This is a genomic window from Nostocoides japonicum T1-X7, assembly GCF_001046855.1.
GTDB lineage: Bacteria > Actinomycetota > Actinomycetes > Actinomycetales > Dermatophilaceae > Nostocoides > Nostocoides japonicum.
On record NZ_HF570958.1, the window covers coordinates 2,453,705 to 2,471,475 of the forward strand.

The 17,771-nt window shown below is 71.7% G+C and carries 18 protein-coding genes; 15 read left to right on the forward strand and 3 right to left on the reverse strand.

Annotated features, from left to right (window positions below; genetic code table 11):
- The 8 genes from BN12_RS26115 to BN12_RS11005 all read left to right on the forward strand — a co-directional run.
- The coding region (locus tag BN12_RS26115; protein ID WP_048552441.1) for a TilS substrate-binding domain-containing protein at positions 1-209 on the forward strand (209 nt) is incomplete at its 5' end.
- A gap of 39 nt (positions 210-248) precedes the next feature.
- Positions 249-800, forward strand: a complete 552-nt coding sequence (hpt, locus tag BN12_RS10975; RefSeq protein WP_048552443.1) for a hypoxanthine phosphoribosyltransferase — start codon at positions 249-251, stop codon at positions 798-800.
- Between the two features lie 201 nt (positions 801-1,001).
- Entirely contained in the window at positions 1,002-3,116 is a 2,115-nt protein-coding gene (gene ftsH / locus BN12_RS10980; RefSeq protein WP_048552446.1) for an ATP-dependent zinc metalloprotease FtsH, read from the forward strand.
- Complete coding sequence (gene folE, locus BN12_RS10985) at positions 3,094-3,702, forward strand: GTP cyclohydrolase I FolE (protein ID WP_048552448.1); 609 nt, start codon at positions 3,094-3,096, stop codon at positions 3,700-3,702. The genes ftsH and folE overlap by 23 nt, the downstream gene beginning before the upstream one ends.
- Positions 3,699-5,474: a phosphatidylglycerol lysyltransferase domain-containing protein gene (locus tag BN12_RS10990; RefSeq protein ID WP_053080010.1), complete on the forward strand. Its 1,776-nt coding sequence runs from the start codon at positions 3,699-3,701 to the stop codon at positions 5,472-5,474. Before folE ends, BN12_RS10990 begins: the two co-directional genes overlap by 4 nt.
- The gene (gene folP / locus BN12_RS10995; protein WP_048552449.1) at positions 5,471-6,280 is read left to right on the forward strand and encodes a dihydropteroate synthase; all 810 of its coding nucleotides are present in this window, start codon (positions 5,471-5,473) and stop codon (positions 6,278-6,280) included. Before BN12_RS10990 ends, folP begins: the two co-directional genes overlap by 4 nt.
- Complete coding sequence (gene folK / locus BN12_RS11000) at positions 6,277-7,170, forward strand: 2-amino-4-hydroxy-6-hydroxymethyldihydropteridine diphosphokinase (RefSeq protein ID WP_048552451.1); 894 nt, start codon at positions 6,277-6,279, stop codon at positions 7,168-7,170. Before folP ends, folK begins: the two co-directional genes overlap by 4 nt.
- The gene (locus tag BN12_RS11005; RefSeq protein ID WP_048552454.1) at positions 7,167-7,676 is read left to right on the forward strand and encodes a DUF3180 domain-containing protein; all 510 of its coding nucleotides are present in this window, start codon (positions 7,167-7,169) and stop codon (positions 7,674-7,676) included. The genes folK and BN12_RS11005 overlap by 4 nt, the downstream gene beginning before the upstream one ends.
- Positions 7,677-7,712: 36 nt before the next feature.
- Here the strand turns inward: BN12_RS11005 and BN12_RS11010 are convergent, their stop codons facing one another.
- The 3 genes from BN12_RS11010 to BN12_RS11015 all read right to left on the reverse strand — a co-directional run bounded on the left by BN12_RS11010 (position 7,713) and on the right by BN12_RS11015 (position 10,334).
- A complete protein-coding gene (locus BN12_RS11010) occupies positions 7,713-8,885 on the reverse strand; it encodes an NADH-quinone oxidoreductase subunit D (RefSeq protein ID WP_048552456.1) in 1,173 nt (390 codons plus the stop codon).
- Between the two features lie 73 nt (positions 8,886-8,958).
- Positions 8,959-9,132 carry a hypothetical protein gene (locus BN12_RS24475; protein WP_157635452.1) on the reverse strand — a complete coding sequence of 58 codons (174 nt, stop codon included), beginning with the start codon at positions 9,130-9,132 and terminating at the stop codon, positions 8,959-8,961.
- Positions 9,133-9,326: 194 nt separating this feature from the next.
- Complete coding sequence (locus tag BN12_RS11015) at positions 9,327-10,334, reverse strand: SAM-dependent methyltransferase (protein ID WP_235432376.1); 1,008 nt, start codon at positions 10,332-10,334, stop codon at positions 9,327-9,329.
- A gap of 137 nt (positions 10,335-10,471) precedes the next feature.
- Between BN12_RS11015 and BN12_RS11020 the strand changes: the two genes are divergently transcribed.
- The 7 genes from BN12_RS11020 to BN12_RS11050 all read left to right on the forward strand — a co-directional run bounded on the left by BN12_RS11020 (position 10,472) and on the right by BN12_RS11050 (position 17,550).
- Positions 10,472-11,377: a Rossmann-like and DUF2520 domain-containing protein gene (locus tag BN12_RS11020; protein WP_048552460.1), complete on the forward strand. Its 906-nt coding sequence runs from the start codon at positions 10,472-10,474 to the stop codon at positions 11,375-11,377.
- Positions 11,374-12,312, forward strand: coding sequence for a pantoate--beta-alanine ligase (gene panC / locus BN12_RS11025; protein ID WP_048552461.1), 939 nt, complete (start codon positions 11,374-11,376; stop codon positions 12,310-12,312). Before BN12_RS11020 ends, panC begins: the two co-directional genes overlap by 4 nt.
- A gap of 303 nt (positions 12,313-12,615) precedes the next feature.
- Positions 12,616-14,106: a lysine--tRNA ligase gene (lysS, locus tag BN12_RS11030; RefSeq protein ID WP_048552463.1), complete on the forward strand. Its 1,491-nt coding sequence runs from the start codon at positions 12,616-12,618 to the stop codon at positions 14,104-14,106.
- 1 nt (position 14,107) lies between these two features.
- Positions 14,108-14,296 carry a hypothetical protein gene (locus BN12_RS11035; RefSeq protein WP_048552465.1) on the forward strand — a complete coding sequence of 63 codons (189 nt, stop codon included), beginning with the start codon at positions 14,108-14,110 and terminating at the stop codon, positions 14,294-14,296.
- Between the two features lie 56 nt (positions 14,297-14,352).
- Complete coding sequence (locus BN12_RS11040) at positions 14,353-14,685, forward strand: histone-like nucleoid-structuring protein Lsr2 (RefSeq protein WP_048552466.1); 333 nt, start codon at positions 14,353-14,355, stop codon at positions 14,683-14,685.
- 317 nt (positions 14,686-15,002) lie between these two features.
- Entirely contained in the window at positions 15,003-16,100 is a 1,098-nt protein-coding gene (locus BN12_RS11045; RefSeq protein ID WP_083454575.1) for a ferredoxin reductase, read from the forward strand.
- 103 nt (positions 16,101-16,203) lie between these two features.
- Positions 16,204-17,550, forward strand: coding sequence for a fatty acid desaturase family protein (locus tag BN12_RS11050; protein WP_083454576.1), 1,347 nt, complete (start codon positions 16,204-16,206; stop codon positions 17,548-17,550).
- Positions 17,551-17,771: the final 221 nt, after the last annotated feature.

Sequence of the window (17,771 nt, forward strand, 5' to 3'; positions counted from 1 at the left end):
TCGCGCCCGCGGTCCGCGGCCGGGTCTGGCGGCGGCTCCTCGTCGCCGGTGGGGCGCCCGCGGGCCAGCTGAGCGCGCGGCATACCGACGCCTGCGACCGGCTCGTCACGGACTGGCACGGACAGGGCCCGGTGCACGTCCCCGGACCCTGTCTCGTGCGGCGGCGGGAGGGCAGGGTGCACATCGAGCCGCACCCTCGGGTTGAATAGGCCCGTCCCTGCCACCGACCGTCAAGGAGCGCCTGCGCCGTGGATGCCTCACACGTCGGGTCCGACCTCCAGCACGTCCTGCTGACCGAGGAGCAGATCCGCGAGCGGCTCGACGAGCTGGCCGGGGAGATCGCCGACGCGTATGCGGGCAAGGACGTCCTCCTCGTCGGCGTCCTCAAGGGCGCCATCATGGTGATGGCCGACCTCATGCGCGCCCTCCCGTTCAGCGCCCCCGTCGACTGGATGGCGGTCTCGTCCTACGGCTCGGGCACCAAGTCCTCCGGCGTCGTCCGGATCCTCAAGGACCTCGACACCGACATCACGGGCAAGCACGTCCTCATCGTCGAGGACATCGTCGACTCCGGTCTGACCCTCTCCTGGATCCGGGCCAACCTCGAGTCCCGCAGCCCGGCCTCGGTCGAGATCTGCGCGCTGCTGCGCAAGCCGGAGGCCGCCAAGGTCGACATCGACGTCAAGTGGGTGGGGTTCGACATCCCCAACGAGTTCGTCGTCGGGTACGGCCTGGACTACGACGAGGCCTACCGTGGACTGCGCGATGTCGGCACCCTCGCCTCCCACGTCTACTCCTGAGATAGCCCTCCCGGTGCCTGCCCGGTGGTCGACGAGCGGGGCCTGCCGGAACACGACGGGCGGCCCGGTCGTTCCCACTGCGGGACGACGTGAGAGCGAACGGCACCCGGCGGTACCGTGTGTCCCACCACCGCGCGGCCGACCTGGCGCGCGGCCGGCCGGCCAGCAGGAGGATCGGGGCGCCACCAGCCTCGTAGGTTCATGAACATGTCGCGCTTTCGCCGTACCTGGATCTTCTGGGTCCTGGGTCTGGCAGCCCTGTCGATGCTCATCTACTCGTTCGCGGGTGGCAGCAGCTACTCACGGATCGACACGTCGGCCGCCATCACGCTCATCTCGCAGGACAAGGTCGAGCGCGCCGAGCTGACCAGCGGCAACGTCCTCGACCTCACCCTCAAGAGCGGCTCTGCATACACCTCGCCCGACGGCACGGTGAAGAACGCCGACAAGGTGCGCACCGAGTACGTCGACGCCCAGGCGGAGAACATCGTCGGCCTGCTCCAGAAGAGCCCGCCGCCCAAGGGCTTCAACGAGACGATCGAGCGGACCAACCCCTTCGTCTCGATCCTCGGCAGCCTGCTGCCCATCCTCCTGCTCGTCGGCCTCTTCTGGTTCATGATGAGCCAGGCCCAGGGTGGCGGCTCGCGCGTCATGCAGTTCGGCAAGTCGCGGGCCAAGCTCGCGAGCAAGGACACCCCGAAGGTGACCTTCGCCGACGTCGCCGGGGCCGACGAGGCCGTCGAGGAGCTGCAGGAGATCCGCGACTTCCTCGCCGAGCCGGCCAAGTTCCTCGCCGTCGGGGCGAAGATCCCCAAGGGCGTCCTCCTCTACGGCCAGCCGGGCACCGGCAAGACGCTCCTCGCCCGTGCCGTCGCCGGCGAGGCGGGCGTCCCGTTCTACTCGATCTCCGGCTCCGACTTCGTCGAGATGTTCGTCGGCGTCGGCGCGTCCCGGGTCCGCGACCTGTTCGAGCAGGCCAAGGCCAACGCCCCGGCCATCGTCTTCGTCGACGAGATCGACGCCGTCGGCCGGCACCGCGGAGCCGGCCTCGGCGGCGGCCACGACGAGCGCGAGCAGACCCTCAACCAGCTGCTCGTCGAGATGGACGGCTTCGACGTCAAGACCAACGTCATCCTCATCGCGGCGACCAACCGGCCCGACATCCTCGACCCGGCCCTCCTGCGCCCCGGCCGCTTCGACCGGCAGATCGCCGTCGAGGCGCCCGACATGATCGGCCGGCACCGCATCCTGCAGGTCCACGCCCAGGGCAAGCCGATGGCCAGCGGCGTCGACCTCCTCGCCGTCGCGCGACGGACCCCCGGCTTCACCGGTGCCGACCTCGCCAACGTCCTCAACGAGGCCGCGCTGCTCACCGCGCGGGGCGACAAGAAGCTCATCGACGACGCGACCCTCGACGAGGCGATCGACCGCGTCGTCGCCGGCCCGCAGAAGAAGACGCGGATCATGTCGGCCAAGGAGCGCAAGATCACCGCCTACCACGAGGGCGGTCACGCGCTCGTCGCCGCGGCGATGAACCACACCGACCCGGTCACCAAGGTGACGATCCTGCCCCGGGGCCGGGCGCTCGGCTACACGATGGTCATGCCCGTCGACGACAAGTACTCGACGACCCGCAACGAGATCCTCGACCAGCTCGCCTACGCCCTCGGTGGACGCGTCGCCGAGGAGATGATCTTCCACGACCCGACGACCGGCGCAGCCAACGACATCGAGAAGGCCACGAGCATGGCCCGCAAGATGGTCACCGAGTACGGCATGAGCGAGCGCGTCGGCGCCATCAAGCTCGGCCAGAGCCAGGGCGAGGTCTTCCTCGGGCGTGACATGGGTCACCAGCGCGACTACTCCGAGGAGGTCGCGGCCGTCGTCGACGAGGAGGTGCGCCGGCTCGTCGACGCCGCGCACGACGAGGCGTGGCACGTCGTCAACGACAACCGCGAGGTCCTGGACACCCTCGTCCTCCAGCTGCTGGAGAAGGAGACCCTCAACGCCAAGGAGCTCGCGGAGATCTTCGCGAAGGTCGTCAAGCGTCCGGAGCGGCCCACCTGGCTGTCGAGCGAGACGCGGCTGCTGTCCGACAAGCCGCCGGTCCTCACCCCTGCCGAGCAGGCGGCTCTCAACGGGTCCGGCCAGAACGGCGTGACCTACGCCGGGCAGAGCGCGGATGGCGACCCGGCGACGCAGGAGGCCATCGACGAGGCGGCCCGCAACGGTGCGAACCCCCGACCGGAGGAGCACCCGCCGACCCAGGTCATCGAGGTGCCCGAAGGCGGACATGTCGACCCCGGACACCGCTGACGCCGAGCCGGCGCACCGCGTCGACCTGGCGCGCGCCGAGGCCGCCGTCCGCGAGTTCCTCGCCGCCATCGGCGAGGACCCTGACCGTGAGGGCCTGCGAGACACCCCCGGCCGCGTCGCCCGGGCGGCGCGGGAGCTGTATGCCGGTCTCGGCCGCGACCCGTCGGCGATCCTGTCGACGATGTTCCAGATCGACCACGACGAGATGATCATCGTGCGGGACATCGAGGTCTACAGCACGTGCGAGCATCATCTGCTGCCCTTCCACGGGGTGGCACACGTCGGCTACATCCCCGCGATCGACGGCCGGGTCACCGGACTGTCCAAGCTGGCGCGGCTCGTCGACCTCTACGCCAGGCGACCCCAGGTCCAGGAGCGCATCACGACCCAGGTCGCGGACGCCCTCGTCGAGCACCTCCAGGCGCGCGGCGTCATCGTCGTCGTCGAGGCGGAGCACCTGTGCATGTCGATGCGGGGGGTCCACCGGCCCGGCTCGCGCACCATCACCTCCGCGGTCCGCGGCCAGCTGCGCGACCCGGCGACCCGGTCCGAGGCGATGTCGCTGCTCCTCGGCGGCAAGCGGTGAGTCGCTCCCCGACGACGGACGACGCAGCGACGGGATCGCGGCACCTGCCGGGTCCCTCCGCCCTGCAGAGCCTCGCGGAGCGGTTCCGGGCCCCGAGCCGGGCTCCTCGCCGGATCGGCAACCTCACCTATCTCATCGGGTTCATGAACATCCTCGGCGGGCTGGCGCACTCCTGGCGCGACCGTCTGCACAACGTCTCGACGTGGGTGCCCGGCGCCCTCGGTGACGCGGCGGCTGCCGCGACGGTCGTCGCCGGCATCCTCCTCGTGCTCCTCGCGCACTCGCTCAAGAGGCGCAAGCGCCGGGCCTGGTGGGTCGCGACGGTCCTCATGGCGCTGTCGGCGGCGGCCCACCTGCTCCACGGGCCGTGGCGCGAGCCGCTGGCGATCGTCGCCTCGATCCTCGGGCTGGCCCTCCTGCTCGCATACCGGCACGAGTTCTACGCCCAGGGGGACCCGACGACCCGCTGGCGTGCCGCATGGACCTTCGTCGTCCTCCTGCTCAGCTCCCTCGTCGTCGGCGTGCTCCTCATCGCGGTGACCCGCCACGCCTACGTCGGCGGCTGGCCCGGGCTCGGCGCCGCGATCTGGTACTGCCTCCAGGGGTTCGTCGGGATCAGCGGGAGCCTGACGGTCAAGGGACCGGGCGACCGGACGCAGGACTTCCTCGACGCGACCCTCCTCGCGCTCGGCCTGATGACCTGCCTCGTCACGGCATACCTCGCCCTGCGCTCGCCCCAGCGGCAGGCGACCCTCTCCGACGAGGACGACCGGCGGGTCCGGGAGATCCTGCAGCACCACCCCGACTCCCTCGGCTACTTCACGACCCGCCGGGACAAGCAGGTCATCTGGTCGGAGTCGGGGAAGTCGTGCATCGGGTACCGCGTCGTCAACGGCGTCATGCTCGCCGCCGCCGACCCGCTCGGCGATCCGGAGGCGTGGCCCGGCGCCATCAAGGCGTTCCTCCACGAGGCCGACGTCCACGGCTGGACGCCCGCCGTCCTCGCCTGCTCGCGCCGGGGCGGAGCGACGTGGGCCCGCGAGACGGGGTTCCAGGTCCTCGAGCTGGGTGACGAGGCGATCATCCGGACGGCCGACTTCAGCCTCGAGGGACGCCCGATGCGCAACGTCCGGCAGATGGTCAACCGCGTCCGGCGCCAGGGCTACGAGACCCGGATGTACCGGGTCCGCGACGCCGCCCCGGGCGAGCGCGAGCGGGCCGAGGCCGACGCGGCGGCGTGGCGCGGCAGCGGGACCGAACGCGGCTTCTCGATGGCCTCGGGCCGGGTCCTCGACCCCGTCGACGCGGACGCCGTGGTCATCACCGCGACGAAGGACGGGGTCGTGCGGGGCTTCCTCCAGTTCGCCCCGTGGGGGGAGGACGGCATGTCGCTCGACATCATGCGGCGCGACCGGGAGTCCGACCCGGGCGTCAACGACCTGCTCGTCGTCGACGCGCTGCGGCGGGCGCCGGAACTGGGGATCACGACGGTGTCCCTGAACTTCGCGATGTTCCGCTCCGTCCTCGCCCGGGGCGAGCAGCTCGGCGCGGGGCCGATCGTCACGTGGAGCCGCTCCGTCCTCGTCTTCCTCTCGCGCTGGTTCCAGATCGAGAGCCTCTACGCGTTCAACGACAAGTTCCGGCCCGAGTGGCGGCCCCGGTTCATCGTCTACCCGACGACCCGGTCTCTCGTGCGGGTCGGGGTGGCGATGGGCGAGGCGGAGGCCTTCATCGTCTTCCCACGGTTGCGCTGGTTCGGAGGTCAGGCATGAGACCCCTCGTCATGGGCGTCGTCAACGTGACGCCCGACTCGTTCAGCGACGGCGGCGTGTGGTTCGAGCCCGGCGCGGCGATCGCGCGAGGCCGGGACCTGCTCGCCCAGGGCGCGGACATCATCGATGTCGGAGGGGAGTCGACGAGGCCCGGCGCCCTGCGCCCCTCGGTCGAGGAGGAGCTGGACCGCACGATCCCCGTCGTCGAGTCGCTCGTCGGGCTCGGTGCGGTCGTCTCCATCGACACGATGCGGGCGACGGTCGCCGCCGCGGCCCTCGACGCGGGGGCGTCGATGGTCAACGACGTGAGCGGTGGCCTCGCCGACCCGGACATGCCCGGCCTCGTCGCCGAGCGGCACGTCGACATCGTCGCGATGCACTGGCGCGGCCACGCGGTCGACATGCAGACCCGGGCCGTCTACGGCGACGTCGTCGCGGAGGTCCGCGCCGAGCTGGAGGGCCGGATCACGGCGCTCGTCGGCGCCGGCGTCGACGAGCGCCGCATCATCCTCGACCCGGGCTTCGGGTTCGCCAAGACCGCGGAGCACAACTGGACCCTGCTCAAGCACCTGGACCGGCTGACCGGTCTCGGCCATCGGGTTCTCGCGGGCACCTCCCGCAAGGCCTTCCTCGGCCGCGTCGGTCGCGACGCGGGGCACGAGCGGCTGCCGCTCCAGCGGGATGTCGCGACCGCCGTGACGAACGCGTATGCGACGCTCGCCGGCGTCTGGGCGGTCCGCGTCCACGACGTGCCGAGCACGCTCGACGCGATCGACGTCGCTCGGGCCATCGAGGCGGCTCCGTGACGGCCTGGACGCCTCGCGACGCCGACACCGTCGTCCTCACCGGCGTCCGCGCCACCGGCTATCACGGCGTCTTCCCCGAGGAGAAGCGCGACGGCCAGGAGTTCGTCGTCGACGTCGAGCTCTCGGTCGACCTCGCCCGGGCCGGCGCGTCCGACGACCTCACCCACACGGTGAGCTACGCCGAGGTGGCCGCGGACGTCGTCGCCCGGATCACCGGCGGTCCCCACGACCTCATCGAGACCCTCGCCGAGGAGATCGCCGCCGACTGCCTCGCCCGCCCGCTCGTCGAGCGTGCCGCGGTGACCGTCCACAAGCCGCAGGCGCCGGTGGGCGTCCCCTTCGGCGACGTGTTCGTCCGGGTCGCACGTCTCCGGCCGGCCGTGCCCGTCGTCGTCGCCCTCGGCGCGAACCTCGGCGACCGGGTGGCGACCCTCGACGCCGCCGTCGCCGCGATGGTCGCCGACGGGCTCGTCACGGGGGCGCGGGTCTCGCGCCACGTCGAGACCGAGCCCGTCGGCGGACCCGAGCAACCGGCATACCTCAATGCCGTCCTCGTCGGGCGGACGCGGCTCGCACCGGCCCACCTGCTCCGCCGGCTCCACGACATCGAGGCGGACCACGGACGGGTCCGCGAGGTCCGGTGGGGGGCGCGGACCCTCGACCTCGACCTCGTCCAGTACGGCCGGCCGGGGGAGCCGGACGAGGCGGTCAGCATCGATCCGGTGCTCACGCTGCCGCACCCGAGGGCGCATGAGCGCGCCTTCGTCCTCCTCCCCTGGGACGACGTCGACCCGCAGGCCCGGCTGCGTGTCGGCGACCGCGTCGTCGCCGTGAGGGAGCTCCTCGGGGGGCTCGACAGGTCGGGCGTCCGTCCGGTGGCGGCGGGATGAGGCTCGACCGGTCCGTCGCGGCGCGGCAGCTCGTGCTCGTCGGGCTCGCCGTCATGGCCATCAGCCTCGTCGTCTGGGTCGTCCGCCGCCGTGGCGGAGGGCTCGTGCCCGGTGTCCCGTGGGTGACGATCCTCCTGCTCGTCGTCCTCGCCGCGCTCGTCGTGTCGGCCGCCTGGCCGGTGCGGGCCTACCTGCGCGGCCGGCGCCGCGAGGTCGACATGCTCCGCGCGGCCCGGGCGCTGACGTTGGCCCAGGCGGGAGCGCTGACGGGGAGCGCGGCCCTCGGTTGGTACCTCGGGCAGCTGCTCGTGGCCCTGCCGGACGTCGACCTCACGGTGGTCCGGAACGCCGCCGAACGCCTCGCGCTCGCCGTCGTCGCCTCCGCCGTCCTCGTCGCGGCAGGGCTGTGGGCCCAGCGCATGTGCCGGATCCCGCCCGACGACAAGGGTCCCGGGTCGGGCGCCTCGAACGGCTCCGGGCGCGGCGGCCCGGGGTCCGCCGCCTGAGGTCCCCCCCCGCCGCCAGGTGCGACGGCCGGCGGGCTACTTGTCGATGTCGCCGACGACGAAGAACATCGACCCGAGGATCGCGACGAGGTCGGCGAGCAGCGTGCCGGGCAGCAGGTCGGTGAGGACCGCGACGTTGTTGAAGGACGCCGAGCGCAGCTTGAGCCGCCATGGCGTCTTGTCGCCACGGGAGACGAGGAAGTAGCCGTTGAACCCGAGCGGGTTCTCCGTCGCCGTGTACGTCTGCCCCTCCGGCACCTTGAGGACCTTCGGGAGTCGCACGTTGACGGGGCCCTGAGGCAGGGTGCCGAGGACGTCGAGGCAGTGGTCGGCGAGGTCGAGGCTGACCCGGGTCTGCTCGAGGAGGACCTCCAGGCGGGCCAGGCAGTCCCCTTCGGCCCGGGTCACGACCCGGCCGGGCCCGCCGGGGGTGAACAGGTCGGCATACGCGAGGTAGGGCTCGTCCCGGCGCAGGTCGACGTCGAGCCCGCTCGCCCGGGCGATGGGGCCGGACACGCCGTAGGCGAGGACCGTCTCGACGGGGAGGACGCCGACCCCCCGGGTGCGGGCCCGGAGGATCTCGTTGCCGACGATGAGGGACTCCAGGTCGGGCAGCCGGCGCCGGACGGCCGCGACGGCGGCGGCGGCGCGCCCCAGCCAGCCCGCGGGGAGGTCCTCCTTGAGCCCCCCGACCCGGTTGAACATGTAGTGCATCCGGCCGCCGGAGACCTCCTCCATGACGGCCTGCAGCTCCTCGCGCTCGCGGAAGGCGTAGAAGATCGGCGTGATGGCGCCGAGCTCGAGCGGGTAGGACCCGAGGAACATGAGGTGGTTGAGGACCCGGTTGAGCTCGGCGAGCGTCGTCCTCGCCCAGACGGCCCGCTCGGGGACCTCCATCCCGAGCATCGACTCGACGCCGAGGACGACGCCGAGCTCGTTGGCGAACGCCGAGAGCCAGTCGTGCCGGTTCGCCAGCACGATGATCTGGCGGTAGTCGCGGACCTCGAAGAGCTTCTCCGCCCCGCGATGCATGTAGCCGACGACCGGCTCGGCCGACACGACACGCTCCCCGTCGAGGACGACGCGCAGGCGCAGGACGCCGTGGGTCGCCGGGTGCTGCGGTCCGATGTTGAGGATCATGTCGGCCGTCGCGAGACCCCCGGCCCCGACGCCGACGGTCAGCTCACGCGTCGCGGTGGGGTCCGGCATACGTCCGAGTATGCCGGGTGTCCGGCTCGACGATCCGCGCGCGTCGGTTCGAGGGCCACCGACGGCGGACGGGTCAGGCCACGTCGACCAAGGACTTCTCGGCATCCTCGCGGCGCATCGGCACGATGGGACGCCGTCGGTGGCGAGGTTCCGGCGCGGGCAGGGCGTCCGCGCCCACGAGGGCGGACCGATGGCGGCCGAGGAGCCGGTAGGTCGTGTGGTTGACGACGGCTGACGATCGCGGCATGTGGAGGGCCCTCCTTCGGGCGGTTGGTCCGGCCTGTGACACCCGATCAAACGGAGGAGCCCTCCGGATAATTCCCGCTCCCGCATCTGCGGGTGTTCGACCGTTCGGCATCCCATCGTGCGACGGCCTGCCGAGCGGGCGATCTGTGGCGCCTTCGGAATCCCTGAGAGCAAGGCGTTGCCCGTCGGGCGGCCTCAGCCGAACCGTTCGACGACGACCCACCAGAAGTCGCCGAGCCCGCCCGCCCGGCGCAGCTCGCCGATCGCCGAGGCCCGCTGCAGCGCGTCGAGGTAGGCCCGCGGCTCGGTGCCGGCCAGCGCCCGGGGAGGGTGGCCGCCTGTCACGCCGAGCTCGTCGAGCGCGTCGCGCTGACGGACGAGCCGGTCGTGGGCGAGGGAGTCGACCGCCACATGGGCCGTGAGGTCCGTCGACCGCCGGTTCCGGTCGGCATCGGCGAGCGCCTCGCCGGCCGGGAGCGGGGTGCCCGTGCGGTATGCCATGAGCGTCCCGTCGCGTGGTCGGTCGGCTCGCCGGTGGCCGTAGTCGATGGCGACGGCGATCCCTGACCCCAGCCGGGCGAGCAGGTCAGCCCAGGCCACGTCGCGGGTCCGGCCCACCTCGATCCGGTCGCCGGGGCGACGACCGCCGTCCGGAGGGGGCCACCAGGTCGCGGCCCACGTAGCGTCCGCATCGCCGAGCGGATCCGCGAGCCGTTCCTCGCCGGTCGCAGGGTCGACGAGCACCGTGCGGAGCGTCCCGTCGTCTCCGACCTCCGCGATGGGACAGGGCACGACGTCGAGCCACTCGTTGGCGACGACGAGCGTTCCGTCGAGGTCCCGGAGAGCGTCGGGCAGGGCCGCCCCGCCCGGCGCCTCGAGCCAGTCGATCCGGACGTCGAGGCCGACCGGCCGCTCGACGACGTCGACGCCGAGAAGGGCGCGCCCGTCGGTTTCGGCTCGGGCCATGGCGGACAGCAGCTCGCCCCGGCCCGCGCCGACGTCGACGACCCGGGTGAGGCCATGTCGCTCGGCGAGCGTCAGCAGCGCCTCGGCGAGGACGGCGCCGAGCGGGCCGTGGCTCGCCGTCGTGAAGTGACCGGCAGGCCCGGCGGAGCCGCGGTAGAAGCCGTCGGCGCCGTAGAGGGCGTCCTGCCACGCCGTCTCCCAGGGCACCGGTCCGGTCACGCCGAAGGATCCTGTCACGCGGGGAGTGTGGTGCACAGGCCCCGATCGGGTGGCAGAGCGCCAGGGGAGGGGCGGCTGGGCTGGGCTGGGCGCTGGGGTGGGGTGGTGCACAGGCCCCGATCGGGTGGCAGAGCGCCAGGGGGACGGTTGCGGCGATGTACCGTGCTGCGGTGACCTCCGCGCAGGACCGTCCGGCCCGGCTCACCGTCGGTGTCGTCGGCGCAGGCCGGGTCGGCTCCGTCCTCGGTGCAGCGCTCGCCGCGGCGGGTCACCGGGTCACCGGCGTCTCGGCGGTGAGTGACGCCTCCCTCGAGCGGGCGGCGCGGCTGCTGCCCGGCATACCCGTCAAGGAGATCCCCGACGTCGTCGCCGGCGCGGAGCTCGTCCTCCTCGCGGTACCCGACGATGCCCTCGCCGCCCTCGTCGCGGGGTTGTCCGCGACCCGCGCCTGGCAGGCCGGGCAGATCGTCGTCCACACGTCCGGGCTGCACGCGCTCGAGGTCTTCGCGCCCGCCCTGGACCAGCACGTCCTTCCCCTGGCCCTCCACCCGGCGATGACCTTCACCGGGACCTCCCTCGACCTCGACCGGCTCCGGGAGTGCTGCTTCGGCGTCACGGCGCCCGAGCAGCTCCGCGCGGTGGCGGAGGCCCTCGTCCTGGAGGTCGGCGCGGAGCCGGTGTGGATCGCCGAATCCGACCGGGGCGCATACCATCTCGCCCTCGCCCACGGCGCGAACCACCTCGTCACCCTCGTGAGCCAGGCCCTCGACATCCTCGCCTCGACCGGTGTCGACCAGCCCGACCGCGTCCTCGGACCTCTCGTGCGAGCGGCGCTCGACAACGCGCTGCGTGGACGTGACGCCGCCCTCACCGGCCCGGTGGCCCGGGGCGATCTGGGTACGGTGGAGCGCCACGTCAGCATCGCTGCCGACCAGCCGCCCGACGTGCGTCCGGCCTACGTCGCGATGGCGCTCGCGACGGTCGAGCGCGCGGCCCGCGACCGCCGGCTGCGGGAGGACCAGGCCCGCCCTATCGCCGAGTTCCTCAGGGAGCAGCAGTGACCGACACCTCGACCTCGTATGCCGCGGCGTCCGAGAATCGTCCCGGGCCGGTCGTCGCCCGGACCCGGGAGGAGCTGCGCGCCGCCAGGGGGGCGCTTCCCGGCTCCGACGTCGCCGTCGTCATGACGATGGGGGCTCTGCACGACGGGCACGCGACGCTCATCCACGAGGCCCGCAAGCGGGCGCAGCACGTCGTCGTGACGATCTTCCTCAACCCCCTGCAGTTCGGGCCGAAGGAGGACCTGTCCCGGTACCCCCGGACCTTCGACGACGACATGGTGATCTGCGCCCGCGAGGGGGTCGACCTCGTCTTCCACCCCACGCCCGACGTCGTCTACCTCGACGGCGACCCCGGTGTGCGGATCTCGGCGGGCCCGCTCGGCGACGTCCTCGAGGGGCAGTCGCGGCCCGGGCACTTCGACGGGATGCTCACCGTCGTCAGCAAGCTCATGCACCTCACCCGGGGAACGTCGTTCTACTACGGGCAGAAGGACGCGCAGCAGCTGCTCCTCATCAGGCGGATGGTGCGCGACCTCGACTTCGGGGTGGAGGTCGTGTCGGTGCCGACGGTCCGGGAGTCGGACGGGCTCGCGATGAGCAGCCGCAACACCTACCTCACCGAGAGCGACCGGGAGACCGCGGTGTCGCTGTCGCGGGCGCTCGCCGCCGGCGCCGCAGCTGCGACGGAGGGACCGTCCGCGGTGCGCCGGGCCGCCCGCGCGGTCCTCGTCGCGGAGCCCCTCGCCCTCGTCGACTACCTCGTCCTCGTCCATCCGGACACCCTCCAGGACGTGCCGGAGTGGTACCGCGGGGAGGCCCTCCTCGCCGTCGCCGCGCGCGTCGGCACGACCCGGCTCATCGACAACCAGCCCCTCGTGCTCGGACCGGGTGGCGGTCCCCTCGACGTCTTCCCGCCCCGCCCCCTCGACTCCTGACCGCCGGCGCCGGAGGTCCGGTCGGCCTTGCGGGTGGGCTGGCCGTCGTCCTGGCGTGGGCTGACCCACCCGCCAGGGTGCAGTGACGCGTCCGGCCTGCTCAGGAGTCGTCGGTCACCGTGCGGAGCCCGCACGTGCCGAGTAGATGTCGTCCCGACGCGATCCGGACAGCAACAGCTCGGCACGTGCGGGGTTGTCGTGGTCAGTCCGGGGATGCGACCACGGAAAGCCCTCACCTGCCGAACTGGGGAGTCCACACCTGCCGAGCAGGAGGTGCACAAGGAGCCTCGTTACCCTTGGAGGGTGACCGACGCGCCCCCCGAGCCCGACCTGCCCGAGCAGCTGCGGATCCGGCGGCAGAAGCGGGAGCGCATCCTCGCCTCGGGCGGCCAGGCATACCCCGTCTCCCTCCCCGTCACCCACACGATCGGCGAGGTTCGCCGCCGATGGGGGCACCTTGCCACGGGGGAGGAGACCGCGGACGTCGTCGGGGTCGCCGGCCGGGTCGTCTTCATCCGCAACACCGGGAAGCTGTGCTTCGTGACCCTCCAGGAGGGTGACGGCACGCGGCTGCAGGCGATGATCAGCCTCGCCGAGGTCGGGGAGGAGTCCCTCGCCGAGTGGAAGGCGACGGTCGACCTCGGCGACCATGTCTTCGTCGAGGGCCGCGTCATCTCCAGCCGGCGCGGCGAGCTGTCGGTCATGGCGACGCGCTGGCGGATGGCCTCCAAGGCGCTGCGGCCGCTCCCCGTCCTCCACAAGGACATGTCCGAGGAGTCCCGGGTCAGGCAGCGGTATGCCGACCTCATCGTCCGGCCCGAGGCCCGCGACATGGTGCGCCGCAAGGCCGCCACGCTCCGCGCGATCCGGCGCACCCTCGACGAGCGCGGCTTCGTCGAGGTGGAGACGCCGATCCTCCAGCTCGTCCAGGGCGGGGCGGCGGCCCGGCCCTTCCGGACCCACATGAACGCCTTCGACGAGGATCTCATCCTGCGCATCGCCCTCGAGCTGAACCTCAAGAAGGCCGTCGTCGGCGGGGTGGACCGTGTCTACGAGCTGGGTCGCAACTTCCGCAACGAGGGGGTCGACTCGACGCACAGCCCCGAGTTCACGATGCTCGAGTTCTACGAGGCGTGGGGCGACCAGCGCAGCGTCGCCGAGATCACCCGGCAGATCTTCCTCGCCGTCGCCGACGTCTTCGGCAGCCGGCGGATCGAGACGCCGTCGGGCACGGTCGATCTCGACGGGGAGTGGACCTGGCTGCCGGTCCACGACGCGGTCGCCAAGGCAACAGGCGAGCCGGTCACCGTCGACACCGACCTCGACACGCTCCGGATCCTCGCCACCCGGCACGACGTCCACCTCGAGCCGGGCTGGTCGGCGGGCAAGGTCGTCATCGCGCTCTTCGAGGAGCTCGTCGAGAAGGACCTGCTCCAGCCGACCTTCGTCTGCGACTACCCGGCCGAGGCACAGCCCCTCGCCCGCCGGCGCAGCGACGACCCGCGGCTCATCGAGGCCTGGGACCTGCTCATCGCGGGCGTCGAGCGCGGGACGGGGTTCTCCGAGCTCGTCGACCCCGTCGTCCAGCGGGAGGTCCTCACCGAGCAGTCGCTCCGGGCGGCGGCGGGCGATGCCGAGGCGATGTCGCTCGACGAGGACTTCCTGCGCGCCCTCGAGTACGGCGCCCCGCCGATGGGTGGAGTCGGAATCGGCATCGACCGGCTCATCATGCTGTTCGCGGGCGTCGGCATCCGCGAGACCATCCTGTTCCCCCACGTGAAGCCCGAGGGCTGACATGCACGAGATCTGGCCGTACGCCGCCGCGCTCATTCCCTTCCTCGGAGCGGCATTCATGTTCTACGTCATCATGAAAGCCGTCCTCGAAAGCGACCGCCGTGAGCGCCTCGCCCAACGGAAATGGGAGGCCGAGCACGGCGACACCGCATCAAAGAAGACGCGTGGCAATTCACCGACGGGGAGCTGATGGGGATATTGTCGTGGGGTTAGTACCGTTCCGCCCCACGAGCAAGGAAATAACCTATGGCAAAGCGCGTTCAGGTGACCCTCGTCGATGACACCGACGGCACCAACGCAGACGAGACCGTGTCGTTCTCTCTCGACGGAGTGAGCTACGAGATCGATCTCAGCAGTCAGAACGCGGAGAAGCTGCGCAACAGCTTCGCCCCGTGGATCGGGTTCGCGACCCGGTCGGGTGGCCGCCGCACGGCGAGCAGACCTGCGGCGACGTCGTCGGGATCTCGCAAGGATCTGTCGGGGGTCCGCGACTGGGCCCGCAAACACGGCTTCCAGGTGAGCGACCGCGGCCGCATCTCCGCCGACGTCCAAGCGGCCTACGACAAGGCGCACCACTGATCGGCCACCGGCATTAGCCCGCAGGTCCCGCCCGCTCTCGCAGCGTCGAGGAGCGGGCGGGACCTGCACCCTTTGACGCCCAATTGCCCGGTTCATCGCGATGTCTGTGGCTTCCCGCGAGACAGACCAGATTCGCCCACTGGTATGAATTAACGGATGGCCGGTTCCTCGGGCGGGCCCGCGTTTCTCGTATGCGGGCCCCCACCGGCGGGATTGAGGCGCCCCGGCGTCGCCGGCATGGGCCAGACATGGGCGTGACGCGCGACGCACCGCCCCGGGTTGACGAACCTACGGCAACGTAGGTTACGCTACCGTAGGTGAGCACCCAGACCCGTCCCACGGCATCCCCGTGGCTCGCGCGCTTCCGCACCGGCATCGCCGGGGTCGCGGAGTCGCTCGCGACGCCGCTCGTGCCCGCGGACTATCTCGACCTCGTGAGCCCGTTGCGGGCCGGGGCCGACCTGCGCGGTCGCATCGTCGCCATCACGCCGGAGACCCCCGACGCGGCGACGGTGACGATCCGCCCGGGGCGGGGCTGGCTCGGACACCGACCCGGGCAGTACATCCGGATCGGTGTCGACGTCGACGGCGTGCGGAACTGGAGGGCCTACTCCCTCACCCACGGCCCGGACCAGCCCGCCGGCACCATCTCGATCACCGTCAAGGCGATCGAGAACGGCGTCGTGAGCAACCACCTGGTCCGCAGGACCCGACCGGGGACGCTCGTCATGCTCGACCAGGCGACGGGCGAGTTCTGCCTCCCCGAGCGGCTCCCCGGCAAGGTCCTCTTCGTCACCGCCGGCAGCGGCATCACCCCGGTCATGGGCATGCTGCGACACCACCTCGACGACCTCGAGGACGTCGTCCTCGTCCACAGCGCACCCACGGCGTCCGACGTCGTCTTCGGCCGCCGCCTCCGGGCGTATGCCGCATCGGGCCGCCTCACGCTCCACGAGCGGGCGACCGACGAGGTCGGCATGCTCGACCTCGCGGAGCTCGACAGCCTCGTGCCGGACTGGCGTGAGCGGGAGGCGTGGACCTGCGGTCCGACCGGGCTCCTCGACGCGGCCGAGGCCCACTGGGAGGCCGAGGGACTCGCCGACCGGCACCACGTCGAGCGGTTCCGGCCGACCGTCATCGAGCCCGGTGAGGGCGGCACCGTCACCTTCGCCGCCTCCGGGAAGGTCGTCGAGGCAGACGGCGCGACCCCCATCCTCGACGCCGGCGAGGATGCCGGCGTCCTCCTGCCGAGCGGCTGCCGCATGGGCATCTGCTTCGGCTGCGTCTCCACCCTCCGGCAGGGTGCCGTCCGCGACCTGCGCAACGGCGAGATCACCGTCGCCGAGCCGGGCGACGACCTGCCCGTCCAGACCTGCGTCAACGCCGCCGCAGGACCCTGCGAGATCGACCGCTGAGGGCCTGGACCGCTCTCGGCACTCGAGCCCATGGCATACCGAACAGCCCCGACCCGGGGCCGAACCCAGACCGACGACCACGACCAGCGTTAGGACGTCCGACATGACCCTCGCCCCCGAGCGCCCCGCCCAGTCGGCGACGACCCTCAACTCCCGCCTCCGCATCGACAGCGATGCGCCGCGACCGCAGCGGCCGGCGACGAAGTCCTCCGGCAAGCCGAACCCGGCCGCCCACCTATCCCCCGAGCAGATCGAGGGGATCGGCCGCGAGCTGGACGCCCTGCGCCAGGAGGTCATGGACTCCCGCGGCGAGCGGGACGCGGCCTACATCCGTCGCGTCATCAAGACCCAGCGCTATCTCGAGCTGGGCAGCCGCGCCGTGCTGCTGTTCTCCGGCGTCAAGGTCAAGGGCTTCCGGCCCGCGTGGTGGATCGGCACGGCCGGCCTCTCGGTGGCCAAGATCCTCGAGAACATGGAGATCGGCCACAACGTCATGCACGGCCAGTGGGACTGGATGCGCGACCCGAAGATCCACTCGACGGCCTGGGAATGGGACAACGCGAGCCCGGCGAGCCAATGGAAGCACTCGCACAACGAGATCCACCACACCTTCACCAACGTTCTCGGCCGCGACAACGACCTCGGCTACGGCATCCTGCGCGTCGACGAGGACCAGCCGTGGTCGCTCTTCTACCTCTTCCAGCCGATCTGGCATGTCGGGAACGCGATCATCTTCGAGTACTCCATCGCGGCCTACGACCTCGAGCTCGGCGGCTACCTCGCCAAGAAGGACCGGATGAGCGAGGAGGAGAAGGCGAAGTTCAGGAAGGACGCCGCCGAGGTCGTCGCGAAGATCAAGCGCCAGGCGACCAAGGACTACGTCGTCCACCCCGCGCTGTCCGTCGTGAGCGGTCCGACGGCGCCGCTGCACACCCTCACGGCGAACCTCGTCGCCAACCTCGTCCGCAACCTGTGGACCAACACCGTCATCATCTGCGGCCACTTCCCGCCGGGCATCGCGACCTTCGAGAAGACCTCGATCGAGGGTGAGACGCGCGGCGAGTGGTACCTGCGGCAGATGCTCGGGTCGGGCAACATCTCGGGGTCCAAGGCCATGCACATCATGACGGGCAACCTCTCCCACCAGATCGAGCACCACCTGTTCCCCGATATGCCGAGCAACCGGTATGCCGAGATCGCGCCTCGGATCCGCGACCTCATGGAGCGGCACGACCTGCCGTATGTCACGGGGTCGCTGGCCAAGCAGGTCGGCTCGGTCTACTGGAAGGTCGTCCAGCTCTCGCTGCCCAACAAGGTCGAGGGCGGCCCGCGGCGGCGCGACGTCATCAAGGACGCCGTCGTGCGGTCGTACACGCGCAAGAAGAAGCTCAAGCGGATCGCCGCGGCCAAGAAGGCCAAGGCGGCGGCCGCCCAGTCCGCCACCGCCTGAGCCGGAGCCCGAACGGGTCGACTGGACCGGGCCTCCGACTCCGCTGCCGGCAAGACTAGCCATCTGCCACCCGATCGGGGCCTGTGCACCACCACGACATGGTGCACAGGCCCCGATCGGGTGCGAGAACGCCAACCCAACCTGCGGCCTGGTATGCGGGGTGGGGCGGTACGGCGGTGAGGTCGCCGGTCAGACCCTATGAGGGTGCGCGGTTGGGTGTG